Genomic DNA, 11,265 nt, shown 5'->3' with positions numbered 1-11,265 from the left:
GAGTTGCCTGCGCGTCACGGCCACAGTCATACCGGGTTCCACCCCACGAAGAGGGTAGAACCCAGGAACTGATCACGACATCACACAGGCCCTAGCCGCACACCGCCCGGCCATCGAGGAGGCGTCTTGGCGGACCTCGTGGACACTTCCGCGCATTCGTCGCCGAGCGACGGCGGAAGCCGGGCGTTGCTGCCCACTCCGGTGGTGAAAGTGACGGTTTCCGTCGACGGGCTTCCCAGGAACCTGTGGCTCAAATTGGAGTCGCACGGTCCGCACGGCTCCGTGAAAGGCCGCACCGCGCTCGCCCTGTGGGAGGACATCGCGGGCCGGGTGGACCCGGGGGTCGGCATCATCGAGTCCACGTCGGGCAACCTGGGCCTCGCGCTCGCGGCGGTCACCGCCTCGCACGGGGTCCCGTTCACCGCGGTGGTGGATCCCCGGAGCAGTGCGTCGGTCGTGGCGGCCGTACGCGCCCTCGGCGGCAGGGTGGTCACCATAGACCGGCCGGACGGCTCCGGCGGGTATCTGCTCAGCCGGATCGCTTACATCCGGGAGCGGTTGCGGACCGAGCCCCGGCTGGTCTGGCCCGATCAGTACGCCAACCCGGCCAGCCCCCGGGTCCACGCCCGGGGGACGGCCCCCGAGCTGTGGGCCCAGACCATGGGGCGGCCGATGAGCGTCCTGGTGGCGGTCTCCACGGGTGGCACGCTGGCGGGCTTCCGCGACTATGCGGCCGCGATCCGGCCGGCCTGGGAACTGGTGGGCGTGGATGCGGCCGGCTCGGCGGCCCTCGGGGGCGCGGCCGGCCCACGAGTGCTCTCCGGTATCGGGGCGAGCCGGCCCTCCGCGTTCCTGCCCGGGGGACACCGGCCCACCGTGTCGGTCAGCCCCCGGGAGGCGGTCAGTGCCTGCCTGTGGCTGTCCGCGGCCACCGGCCTGGGGGTGGGCGGGAGTTCGGGCGCGTTGATCGCCGCGGCACTGCGGCTGTTCCGTACGGAGCCCCCGCGCCGGGAGGTTGCCTGTCTGTGTCCGGACGGCGCCGACCGCTACCTCGACACCGTGTACGCGGCGGAGTGGCGTGAGCGGCAGGGGCTGGAGCCGGTGCGGATCGCGCACGCGGTCGAGGCGACGGCGGTGGAGCACCGGCCGCCGCACGGCCGGCCGGCCGTGGAGGGCGTCCGGGAGGGGAGGGCGCGGTGACGCCGGCACAACGGTCACGGGATTGGTACGACAGGGCCGGGGTGCGCGACGGACCACGTCGCCGGCTGGGCGACGAACTGGCGGCCGGTCAGCTGTTCTTCCCGCCGCTGCTCATCCCGTACGGGGACCACCCGCTGGTCCTGGCCCTGCCCTGCCCGCGCCGCGCCGCGCCGCGCGGAAGTCTTCGCCCGTCATCTCTTTCAGCATCTGGGTTTCACCGCGCAGTTCGAGACGCGGGTGGTCCGTCTGCGGTTGCGCGCCGGCCTCCTCATGGACGAGCTGTGCCTGGAGCTGGAAGCCGCGGGCCCGTCCGCCGACCTCGTGCACCACGTCATCTCGCCCTTCGCCCTGGCGATGATCGGCGAGGTGATCGGCGTCCCCGCCGCGGACCGGCCTCGTGTCCGGGACTGGGCGCAGACAGTCCTGACAAGGGCCTCGGACGAGGCTCAGGCGCTACGGGCCGAGGAAGCCAAGCAAGCCGCCCGTGACTACTTCCGTCAACTGGCGGCACAGCGTCGTGCTGAGCCGCGGCAGGACGTGATGAGCACGATGGTGGCCGCCGTCAGTGCGGGACGGATCGATGAGGAAGAGCTTCTGGCCCTGGCCACCCTCATGGGCCTCAACGGCTGGCACGCGGTGTGCAACAACACGGCCAACATGATGTACGCCCTGCTCACCCAACGGCACCTGATGGAACGGCTGCAACGCCGGCCCGGTCTGATCCTGCCAGCGGTGGAGGAACTCTTCCGCTGGGTACCCCACAAGCACGGCGTCGGGCAGCCACGGATCGCCACCGAGGACGTGGAAGTAGGCGGTGTGCTCATCCGCGAGGGGGAGCTTGCTTAGAGCCCAGGCACCTCCTGACTCCCGCGCGGGCAGCTGTGCCGAGCCCCGGGGCGCCAGCAAAAGGGGGCACCGCAACGCGCCGCTGACCCCCGAGGGGCGCGGTGGTTGTGCCTGCGGATCCATGCCGGACGGCCGGTCCCGCACGTCGCGGCGGAGCCCGGATCTCCCGACGCTGCCCGGCCAAGTGGTACGCCCGATGGCGAGCGCACGGCCAGGACGGCCTGCTGGACCGCTCCTCGCGCCCGGTTACGAGCCCGGCCCGCACTGCGGAGCACATCGCCGACCTCGTGGAGGCTCCGCGGCGGCAGACCAAGCATGGGCCCGCCCGGCTCGCTGCCGATCTCCAGCGGCTGCGGGGTGTCACGGTCGTGCCCACCACCGTGCACCGCATCCTGGTCCGGCGAGGCCTCACCTCTCACACTGGGCGGACCAGCACTGAATGCTGCGGTACACCGCCGGCGGGTGGAGCGACGTACAGCTGGTGAACTCCGACAGCGGGCTGTTCCTGGCGGCCCGCGGGACCGGCACGGCCGCGCAGGCCGACTGCGACCACAACCGCGGCACACGCTGGGAAGACCAGCACGGGGCGCTCCTCTTCGACCCGAACGGAAACAGTCACTTCATGCTGTACAACCGCAACAGCAAGGACGCGGTGCGCTGCCTCGGGCAGGATGGGTTCCCATGACGGGTGGGAGAGGCAAGCTGTCAGAGCTGCTGCAACGCGCGGGGCTGGAAGTCGTGGGGGACTGGCGGACCGAGGACGTAGTGTCGCCCCAAGTCGCCTGGCGACCGGTCGTCTCGGGCAGTGCCGAGCCGACCGCGGCCGTACGGTTGGACGTGCCCGACCTGGTCGCCGAGCTCAACGCACTGTGGCACCGGCTCGCGGCCGACAACGGGCTCATCGGCGAGGACGGTGTATTCCTCATTCACGTCGCCGGCGGCTGGACGGACTGTCCGCCCCACTTCTGGACGCGGGTGAGGCTCACGGGTCGGTGGGACCTCGCCGGAGTCCTCGGCGAGCGGCCAGGGCAGCCGGAGTTCGTCACCCTCTCGGCGGACGGAAACACCCTGATCGGGGTGACCACCGAGGAGTACGAGGTCTGGCTCGTCACGCTGGACCGCGTCGGAGAGCGGCAGGAGGCAGCCGCGCAGGCGGCGGTCCGGGAAACCCCTCGGGAGCGGGACGCTGCCTGGGCGGCGCTGTTTCAGGGACCGGGGCCTTCAAAGAGACTGCGCGAGATGTGGGCACATGGGCTGGCCCTCAACCCGGCCACCCCCGATGACCTGCGCGTCGGCCTCCTGGGCTGGTCGCATTTCGTCCTGGCCCGCCAGGTGCCGACAGCGGTGGTCGAGGCGGCCATGGTCCACCCGGACCGGAACGTACGCCAGCTGCTGGCCGAGTTCCAGCCGCACATCACGCCCCAGCAGTGGGCTCGCCTGATCCTGGGCGAACAGGACGCCCGGTGCCGGCGGATCCTCACCATGCTCGCGGGCGAGCGGGGCGCCGAACTCACCGGAACCGCCTACGAGCAGCTCGCCGCGGACCCCTCCGCACGGGTCCGTAGAGTGACTGCTCGCCTTCCCGGACTGCCCGTACGCGTACTCACCACCCTCGCCGCCGACGCCGATCCGTCCGTACGGGCTGCGGCCTGCCCGGAGGCTTGGCCTCATCTGGACGGCCGGGCCCGGAAGGCGCTTCGCGACGACCCCGACGGCAAGGTCCGCGTCGTGGCGTTGATCCAGCACCACCTGGATCACCCGATGCCTCGATCGGTCTTCGGCTCCGAGGAACTCGCAGACTATGTGGTGCAGGTCTGTCTCCTGGAGCGCGGCCTCGCCGAACACCTGGCCCAGCACGGAGATCCCGCCCAACGCCGTTCCCTCGCGGGCAACCGGCGCCTGGACCCGGACCTGGTCGTGCTCCTCGCCCAGGACCCCGACGAATCCGTTCGCTTCGAGGTCTCCAAACGCCCCGAGCTCACCGAGAAACAGCGGGCGGCCATCGACATCGCCTTCGATCCGCACATCCACCACTCCCCGCTCAACTGGGTCATGGCGCTGCACGAGGATCCCGGCGCCGTGCGCCGCCTCGCCGCCTCTTCCCACCCCCTCGTACGCAGAAGCGTCGCCCGGGCCAGGCACCTACCGCCGGACGTCGTGGAACGCCTGGCCCGCGACGAGGACCATGTCGTGCAGCTCTTCCTCGCCGAGTCCTGCGACGACGCGCCCGCGGACATGCTGCTTCGGGTGTGGCAGTGGTGGACCGGCAGCCTCAGCACCCCCGGTCGCCCCTACAGCCACCCGAACTTCCCCCGCCGCGACCTGCTCCGCCACGCCGCCGACCCGAACCCGCGGATGCGTCGACTCGCCTTGGACGACCCGGAGTCGACGGCCGACCTGGTCGAGCGGTTCAGCCGGGACGCCGCCGAGGAAGTACGGTTCCGGGCCGCGACCGACCCCCGGCTGACGCCCGCGTCGGCCGTACGGCTGCTCGACGACCCGCACGGAAGCGTGCGTCACGCGGCTGCCCGGCACCCCGGACTGCCCGCACGGGTGCTGACCCGGCTGCTGCGGGACACCGACACCGCACAGACGGCGGCCCAGCACCCGGCGTTGCCGCTCCCCGTCATGGAACAGATGCTCCAGCGGATCCAGCACCCGGCCGGTGCCGCACCGGGGCCGTGAGCCGGTGTACCGAGGGCTGCAGTCCGCCGCACCGGCCTCTCCGAAGGGCTGGGACTGTGCCAAGGTCATCCGGGGTCGTCCAAGCAGGGCTTTCGTTGCCGTGCGGGCTGTCACGCTGATGCCGTCGTGGCTGGTGAGGGCGGTCCACCGCCTTCTCGGACTCCATCTGCTCCCGGAGAGAAGCCGCATGCGCATCAACGATCTGTCGCTGCGCGGACGCAACCTGGTACGGCTCCTGGTCATGGCCATATCCGTACTCGGCCTGGGCGCCGTGTCGATCAGCACGAGTACCGCCGCCGTCCACACGCAGGCATGCGGCGCTCCCTATCCCATGCCGGGGGAGCGCAAGGTCCAAGTCGACAGGTCGCATGCCGCATGGGTCTACCTGGTGTACGACCCTTGCAAGTACTCGACGTACGCAGTGATCAGCGCCTCTGGGCTGGGCGGCACATCAGCGTGGTGGCTCGCGGTCGACCTGGTCGACCAGAACGGAGTTGCCTACTACCACGGAGACACCCGTGGGTACGGCCACGAAGACCACGCCCAGACCCTTGACCTCACGTTGGACCACACGGGCGGCGCCAAGAAGTACCAGGTCCGCGCCTGGTTCCGGAACCAGTCCGGCTGCAGCGTGTTCTTCGACTCCGACTGGCACGCCTACAGCGACGGAAGCAACCAGGGCGGCGGCTGGGACACCAGCTGCTGACAGAGCACCCGAAGGAGAACGTGGGCCGGCCTCAAGGACCGGCCCACACCCACGCGGTGACTCTTCGACACGTTCTGACGCCTCCGCCACAGGACGGCGGCCCGCTTCTGTTCATCGAGGTCTTCGAATGCCACCTCCGCCCGTGTGGCCGGTGTTCCACCACATCGGCGTCAACTCGGCGACAGGCACCCGGAGCCCCGGGCGGGCTTCCGCCTACGACACCGCTCGGGAAACCACGGCCGCCGCGTCCGCGATCAGTTTGTTGTCGTAGTCGGCGTCCTGAGTCCCGCGGTTCGACAGGATCGCCATGACGAGGGGCGCCGCGTCGGGGGGCCACACCACGGCGATGTCGTTGCGGATGCCGTAGACGCCGCCCGCGCCGGTCTTGTCGCCGACCGTCCAGCCCTTGGGGACTCCGGCCCGGATGAGCTCGTCTCCGGTGGTGTTGGTCCGCAGCCAGCGCGTCAGCTGGGCGCGTTCGGCTGTGCCGAGGCGGTTGCCGAGGACGAACGCGCGCAGGTCCTGGGCCAGTGCGCGGGGCGTGGTGGTGTCCCGTACGGTGCCGGGGGCCCACTGGTTCAGCTCCGGCTCGCGGCGCTCGACGCGGGTCACCGCATCGCCCGTCTCCCTGAGGGCGTTCTCCAGCCCTTTGGGTCCGCCGAGCGCGTCGAACAGCAGGTTCCCGGCCGCGTTGTCGCTGTAGCGCACGGCGGCGTCGCACAGCTCGCCCAACGTCATTCCGGTTTCGACGTGCTTTTCGGTGACGGGCGAGTTGGCCACCAGATCGTCCTTGGAGTAATGGATCACCTTGGTCATGCCGTCCAGGGAGTACTTCCGCAGGACGGCCCCGGCTGCGAGTGCCTTGAACGTGGAGGCGTAGGCGAAACGTTCGCCGTCGCGGTAGGCCACCTCGCGCCCGTCGCCGGTGTTCACCGCGTACACCCCGAGCCGTGAACCGTACTTGCGCTCCAGCTCCTTGAAATCGGCCACGGGCGGTTTCGCGTTCGTCTGCGGCCGAGTCGTCCCGGTGGGCGGCGCCGGTGACGACGCCTGGCCGCCGGCCTGTGTGCAGGCCACCAGAGGAAGAGTGGCGAGCAGGGCGAGCCCGCCCAGCGCGGTACGTCGTCCGCGTGAGTACTGCATGGTCCAACCTCCGGGTGCTGCCGGGGAAATCGGTGCTTATCAGGGATGAAAGGCACATGCCCCGATCTTGCCCGCGGAACCCGATCACCGTCCCTCCCGCACGGTGGCGCAGGTCAGCAACCGAGAGGCGGTGAGGTGTTCGCGCTTCGAGGGTGGACGGGACCCTGGGTGTGCCGGCACAGGGCAGCCACCGAGACCCGGCCCCGGGAGCGTCCCCTGACCCGGATCACCGGGGTGTGGCACCCGTCGGGACCAGGTGCGGGAAGTAGACGATGTGTCCATCTCCCAGGCCCGGGTCGACTTCGCCAACGGCCAGGCCCGCAAGCGCGGTGCGGACGACAAGGTGCGCTACCCGGCGTGACTCCGTCGCCCGGGTCACCTTCCCGATTGCTGCGCGGCGCAGCGATTTGAGCTATCATCTGCGTAACGCAATTAATGCTTCACGCAGCTATATACCCTATGGGGGAACCATGCTCACCATCGCCGTCACCGGAGCCACCGGAGCCCAGGGCGGGGCCACCGCCCGCGCCCTGCTGGCAGCCGGCCACCAGGTACGCGCGCTCACCCGCCAGCCCGACTCACCTGCCGCCGACGCCCTGCGCAGCCTCGGTGCCGAGGTACGCCACGCCGACTTCGACAATGCTCCCTCGTTGGAGGCCGCCCTCACCGGAGCGGACTCCCTCTTCGCGGTCACCACCCCGTTCGGCACCGACACCGCCACCGAAATCCGACAGGGCAAGGCCCTCGTCGACGCGGCGGCACTGGCCCGTCTCGGACACATCGTGTTCACCTCCGCCGCCCACGCCGACCGGGACACCGGCGTCCCGCATTACCAGAGCAAGCACCTGGTCGAGCAGCACCTGCGCGCGGCCCAGGTGCCCTGGACCGTGATCGCCCCGGCCGCGTTCATGGACAACTACGCCGGCGGCTGGACCCTCGACGGGCTGCGCGAGGGCACCTTCGCCTGGCCCATGCCTGCCCACCAGCCCCTCACGCTCATCCCCGCCGCCGACATCGGCGCCTTCGCCGCGCTGGTCCTCCAGCGCCGTGACGACTTCGCCGGCCACCGCATCGACATCGCCTCCGACGAGCGCACTCCCGCACAGATGGCGGAGATCCTCGCCACCGCGATCGGTTGCCCGGTCACCCACCAGGAAGTACCCCTGGCCTACGTCCGGACCCGATCGGCTGACCTGGCAGCCATGTTCGAGTACTTCACCACCGTCGGCCTCGACGTCGACGTCACCGGGCTACGCCGCGACTACCCCGAAGTGGGCTGGCACAGCTTCACCGACTGGGCCGTCGCCCAGGACTGGCCCGCCCTCCTGTCCCACACCCCCACGCCTCGGTGACATCCTCCACCCGTACCGCCGTGCCGGTGGAGGCAACCCACCACGCCTGCCCGGACGAGGCAGGGAACACGGCCACCACTGAAAGAACACAGTCATGAAACCGATCGGCTACTGGCTCAACCGCACCGACAAGGCCCTCACCTGCTACATGAACGGCATGCTGGAGGAGTTCGGCCTCACACGGATCGCCTGGCAGGTTCTCAACGTCATCCAGGACACCCCCGAGGCCACCGACACCGAGGTTCTGTCGGCCCTCGCCGCCAACGCCGACATCTCCACGCTGACCGCAGCCATCGGCACCGTGCTCTCCGACGGCTGGGCCCACCGTCCCGTGCCAGGCCGGCTCGCCCTTACACCTGGTGGTCGCCGGCACCTCGCCGACGTGGCTGTACGCGTCGACGCGTTCCGCGAGCTGTCCACGACCGGCGTCTCCCTGGACGAGTACCGCACAGCCGTCCAAGTCCTGGAACGCATGAGCCACAACCTTGAGACGGCGACGATCACCGGCGGACGTCTGCGCTGACCTCCCAACCAGCGCTGGCGCACTGACGGCTTGAGGCCGCCGCCGTGCGCTCAGCGCGTCTGCGCTGTCCGCTGTCGTGCGTAACCGATCGCGGCGAGCGTCAGCGCCAGTCCGCCGGTGAAGTAGAGCTCCACCCGGGTCCCGGAGCCAAGGGCCCAGAACGCCTTGAGTGCGGCCGGCTCGGCGCGCGGGCCTGCGACCTCTGTCGTCCAGGCTGTCTGGGGCGTGACGTGCAAGGCTCGGGAATTCGCAGCTCCGCTCGGCGTCAGGAACTACTGTCGTGAGCATGGTCGAACATGATGCCCTCGGTGTTACTCGCGAGGCCTACGACGCTGCTGCCGCCACCTATGCGCAGCTGTTCCGCGACACGCTGCGTGGCAGTCCCCTGGACCGTGCGATCTTGGGTGCCTTCGCCGAGGCCGTACGCGCGAAGGGGGACGGTCGGGTCGCGGACCTGGGGTGTGGGCCTGGCCATATCACCGCCTATCTGGACGAGTTGGGGCTGGTGGCGTCTGGTGTTGATGCCTCTCCTGCGATGATCAAGTTGGCTCGACAGGCCTATCCGGGCCTGCGGTTCGACGTGGGCTCGATGGCCGCGTTGAACATCGCTGACGGCGTGCTGGGCGGCGTACTCTCTCGCTGGTCAATCATCCATACGCCGCCGCAGGAACTCCCCGCCATCCTGGGGGAGTTCCATCGTGTGCTGGCACCTGGCGGCCACCTTCTGGTCGGCTTTTCGGCAAGCGACGACCCCTCTCACCCGACGCAGGTCTTCGATCACACCGTCGCGCCGGCCTATCGGTGGTGGCCTGATCACCTCGCCGCGATGCTGCGTGAGTCCGGGTTGGCCGAGGTGGCCCGGATGGTTCGCGAGCCTCAGCCCACTGACCGGCGGCAGTTCCAGGAGGTTCAACTGCTCGCCCGTAAAGCCTAGGCAGGGCTGTCTGAGCGAACGCGTGACCGCATCCGACCTGCTGGACGGGGAGCCGTCCGGCTCCAGGCGGCGGCTCACGCTCAGGGCGCACTGCCCGCGGCAGGGCGCAGGGCCGGAACGGATGGCGTCGGTCCTGAACATGCGCCGGAAGCCGAGCGCGACCGTGCCGGGGGCCGCTGAATTCCCCGCGCAGTACGTCGGACATCGCCAAGGAGCTGGGCATCAGCAAGTCCTCCGCCTCCGAGCACGCCAAGGCCCTCCGGGACGCCCGCCTCATCGCCACCCAGCGCGACGGCAAGGCCGTTTGGCGCTGCTGCACACCGCTCGGCCTGGAACCGCCGCGAGGCACCGCCGGGTGAGCGATCGGCGCGGCCGGGCGCGCCCGGAGGGGCGTCTCGCTCGCCGCGGGAGGACCTGTCGGGGTGACGCGGCGGCCTTGGGTACGGCGGGTACGGCGGCCGCTGCAACCCGTGCCGGGAGGCAGGGGTGAGCAGCGCCCGAGACGTCCTGCGGCGCCGAGCTGGAGCACCAGCCCGGTTACCCGCCGAACACGCCAGAAGCTGTCAGCCCGAACTCTTCTGCCGACACCAGGGCGAACAAGGGAGCGGGAGCTCGGCGCCGCCTTCGTCGCCGGGGACCGACCGGTACCCGGCCGGGCGAGTGGCACGTGCACAGTCAAGCCCCCGGCCCGAAGGGTGAGTTCCCGGCGAAGTGCCGCAGCAGCCAGGCTGTTTCCCCTAAGGTCGGACCTACAGCGGCGGCTGTCCGCCCACGGGGAGTGGGGCGCGGACGTCAGGAGCGGCAGGGGGCGGTGGCAAGCGGCCTCCGCGCGCGTGCCGGAGCGAGGGGACTGGCGTGAACGGAGGCGAAGCGGGCCGTCGGAGCACGGATGCGGGGCGCCGCTACCTGGTGTCCATCGGTGTCTCCCAGTACCGTTCACCGCGCCTGCCGGACCTTCCCGGCGCCGGGGCGGACGCGGAACGTGTGGCCGGCCTGCTCGCGGACTTCGGGTACGAGCGCGTCCTTTTCGAACTCGGGACCTCTCCCACCGTCGAACAGCTGCGGTCCGGTGTGGTGCGCTGGACCAGGGAAGCCCGGCTCGGGCCGGACGACGTGCTGGTCGTGTACTTCGCCGGCCACGGCTCCGGCGACGGGCCGCGTCTCCATCTGCTCGCTTCCGACAGCGAACCGGGGCGCGCGTACACGTCACTGGCCGCCGACGACCTCACTGCCATGATCGCCGACAGCGGTGTGGGAAGCATCCTGACCGTTCTCGACGTGTGCGCGGCGGAAGCCGGTGACCACGCGGCGGCCGGATGGGCTGTTCCCCACGTTCACACGCAGCTCCAGGACGGCGCGTACCACCTGGTCACGTACAGCCGGAACACCGACGGCGCCGTGTCCCTGGTGGACGCCTGGACGTACGCGCTCACCCACCCGTACGCCGGGCCGCGGCAGCGCTACCTCCCCGTCGCCGACGTGTTCAAGGCCGTGCACCGCCACCTCACGGACTACGGGACAACTGGCGGACCCTTCTACGCGGGACACCGGACGGCGGAGACGGAGGGCTTCTTCCCGAACCACCGATACGTGCCGGACCTGCCGCGCGACACCTTCGACCCTGTGGGTGTGGCCCGGCTGCGGCACGAGCACCGCGACCACTTCGAGCCGCGCGGCCGTGGCGTCGCGCACGCCGCCGAGCCGGGTGACTTCTTCGTGGGGCGGACGAACGCCCTGGCCCGGATCGCCTCCTGGGTGCGGGCGGCGCCCGGGGCGACGGGGGCACCGCTGGCGGGGACCGGCGCGCCGGGGTCCGGCAAGACCCCCCGCCTGGGCCGCGTCCTGGCCCAGACCCACCCCGGCCGCCCCGCGAGGA

The 11,265-nt window shown here is 70.8% G+C and carries 13 protein-coding genes; 11 read left to right on the top strand and 2 right to left on the bottom strand.

Annotated features, from left to right (window positions below; translation table 11 throughout):
- The first annotated feature begins 126 nt into the window (after positions 1 to 126).
- From ACFWA7_RS38275 to ACFWA7_RS38250, 6 genes are all read left to right on the top strand, one after another.
- On the top strand, positions 127 to 1,200 hold the full coding sequence (locus ACFWA7_RS38275; protein WP_385827772.1) for a pyridoxal-phosphate dependent enzyme: 1,074 nt from the start codon (positions 127 to 129) through the stop codon (positions 1,198 to 1,200).
- 270 nt (positions 1,201 to 1,470) lie between these two features.
- Positions 1,471 to 2,046, top strand: a complete 576-nt coding sequence (locus ACFWA7_RS38270; protein WP_385538611.1) for a hypothetical protein — start codon at positions 1,471 to 1,473, stop codon at positions 2,044 to 2,046.
- A 101-nt stretch (positions 2,047 to 2,147) separates the two neighbouring features.
- Entirely contained in the window at positions 2,148 to 2,531 is a 384-nt protein-coding gene (locus tag ACFWA7_RS38265; RefSeq protein WP_385538609.1) for a helix-turn-helix domain-containing protein, read from the top strand.
- Positions 2,486 to 2,731 carry an RICIN domain-containing protein gene (locus tag ACFWA7_RS38260; protein ID WP_385827776.1) on the top strand — a complete coding sequence of 82 codons (246 nt, stop codon included), beginning with the start codon at positions 2,486 to 2,488 and terminating at the stop codon, positions 2,729 to 2,731. The genes ACFWA7_RS38265 and ACFWA7_RS38260 overlap by 46 nt, the downstream gene beginning before the upstream one ends.
- A complete protein-coding gene (locus ACFWA7_RS38255) occupies positions 2,728 to 4,731 on the top strand; it encodes a PE-PGRS family protein (protein WP_385827770.1) in 2,004 nt (667 codons plus the stop codon). The genes ACFWA7_RS38260 and ACFWA7_RS38255 overlap by 4 nt, the downstream gene beginning before the upstream one ends.
- A 187-nt stretch (positions 4,732 to 4,918) precedes the next feature.
- The gene (locus ACFWA7_RS38250) at positions 4,919 to 5,437 is read left to right on the top strand and encodes a hypothetical protein (protein WP_385827768.1); all 519 of its coding nucleotides are present in this window, start codon (positions 4,919 to 4,921) and stop codon (positions 5,435 to 5,437) included.
- 213 nt (positions 5,438 to 5,650) lie between these two features.
- Here the strand turns inward: ACFWA7_RS38250 and bla are convergent, their stop codons facing one another.
- Positions 5,651 to 6,580, bottom strand: coding sequence for a class A beta-lactamase (bla, locus tag ACFWA7_RS38245; RefSeq protein WP_385538603.1), 930 nt, complete (start codon positions 6,578 to 6,580; stop codon positions 5,651 to 5,653).
- A 470-nt stretch (positions 6,581 to 7,050) separates the two neighbouring features.
- On the opposite strand from bla, the gene ACFWA7_RS38240 reads away from it, so the two are divergent.
- Both ACFWA7_RS38240 and ACFWA7_RS38235 read left to right on the top strand, forming a co-directional pair.
- On the top strand, positions 7,051 to 7,932 hold the full coding sequence (locus tag ACFWA7_RS38240) for an NmrA/HSCARG family protein (RefSeq protein WP_385538601.1): 882 nt from the start codon (positions 7,051 to 7,053) through the stop codon (positions 7,930 to 7,932).
- Positions 7,933 to 8,026: 94 nt separating this feature from the next.
- A complete protein-coding gene (locus ACFWA7_RS38235; RefSeq protein WP_385827766.1) occupies positions 8,027 to 8,455 on the top strand; it encodes a MarR family winged helix-turn-helix transcriptional regulator in 429 nt (142 codons plus the stop codon).
- Positions 8,456 to 8,505: 50 nt separating this feature from the next.
- Here ACFWA7_RS38235 and ACFWA7_RS38230 read toward each other — a convergent pair whose 3' ends face one another.
- Positions 8,506 to 8,691 carry a hypothetical protein gene (locus tag ACFWA7_RS38230; protein WP_385827764.1) on the bottom strand — a complete coding sequence of 62 codons (186 nt, stop codon included), beginning with the start codon at positions 8,689 to 8,691 and terminating at the stop codon, positions 8,506 to 8,508.
- Between the two features lie 50 nt (positions 8,692 to 8,741).
- On the opposite strand from ACFWA7_RS38230, the gene ACFWA7_RS38225 reads away from it, so the two are divergent.
- The 3 genes from ACFWA7_RS38225 to ACFWA7_RS38215 all read left to right on the top strand — a co-directional run.
- The gene (locus ACFWA7_RS38225) at positions 8,742 to 9,389 is read left to right on the top strand and encodes a class I SAM-dependent methyltransferase (protein ID WP_385827774.1); all 648 of its coding nucleotides are present in this window, start codon (positions 8,742 to 8,744) and stop codon (positions 9,387 to 9,389) included.
- A 176-nt stretch (positions 9,390 to 9,565) separates the two neighbouring features.
- Positions 9,566 to 9,748, top strand: a complete 183-nt coding sequence (locus tag ACFWA7_RS38220; protein ID WP_385538641.1) for a winged helix-turn-helix domain-containing protein — start codon at positions 9,566 to 9,568, stop codon at positions 9,746 to 9,748.
- A 496-nt stretch (positions 9,749 to 10,244) separates the two neighbouring features.
- A partial coding sequence (locus ACFWA7_RS38215) for a caspase family protein (protein ID WP_385827762.1) occupies positions 10,245 to 11,265 on the top strand: 1,021 nt, incomplete at its 3' end.

The sequence above is a fragment of the Streptomyces sp. NPDC059994 genome (assembly GCF_042737755.1).
Lineage (GTDB): Bacteria > Actinomycetota > Actinomycetes > Streptomycetales > Streptomycetaceae > Streptomyces.
This window is presented reverse-complemented; position numbering and strand designations above follow the sequence as displayed.

Excerpts from the sequence above, each read along its gene's own strand:
- ACFWA7_RS38270 (WP_385538611.1), top strand. The coding sequence starts at position 1,471 with ATGGACGAGCTGTGCCTGGAGCTGGAAGCCGCGGGCCCGTCCGCCGAC.
- ACFWA7_RS38260 (WP_385827776.1), top strand. The coding sequence starts at position 2,486 with ATGCTGCGGTACACCGCCGGCGGGTGGAGCGACGTACAGCTGGTGAAC.
- ACFWA7_RS38255 (WP_385827770.1), top strand. The coding sequence starts at position 2,728 with ATGACGGGTGGGAGAGGCAAGCTGTCAGAGCTGCTGCAACGCGCGGGG.
- ACFWA7_RS38250 (WP_385827768.1), top strand. The coding sequence starts at position 4,919 with ATGCGCATCAACGATCTGTCGCTGCGCGGACGCAACCTGGTACGGCTC.
- bla (WP_385538603.1), bottom strand. The coding sequence starts at position 6,580 with ATGCAGTACTCACGCGGACGACGTACCGCGCTGGGCGGGCTCGCCCTG.
- ACFWA7_RS38240 (WP_385538601.1), top strand. The coding sequence starts at position 7,051 with ATGCTCACCATCGCCGTCACCGGAGCCACCGGAGCCCAGGGCGGGGCC.
- ACFWA7_RS38235 (WP_385827766.1), top strand. The coding sequence starts at position 8,027 with ATGAAACCGATCGGCTACTGGCTCAACCGCACCGACAAGGCCCTCACC.
- ACFWA7_RS38225 (WP_385827774.1), top strand. The coding sequence starts at position 8,742 with ATGGTCGAACATGATGCCCTCGGTGTTACTCGCGAGGCCTACGACGCT.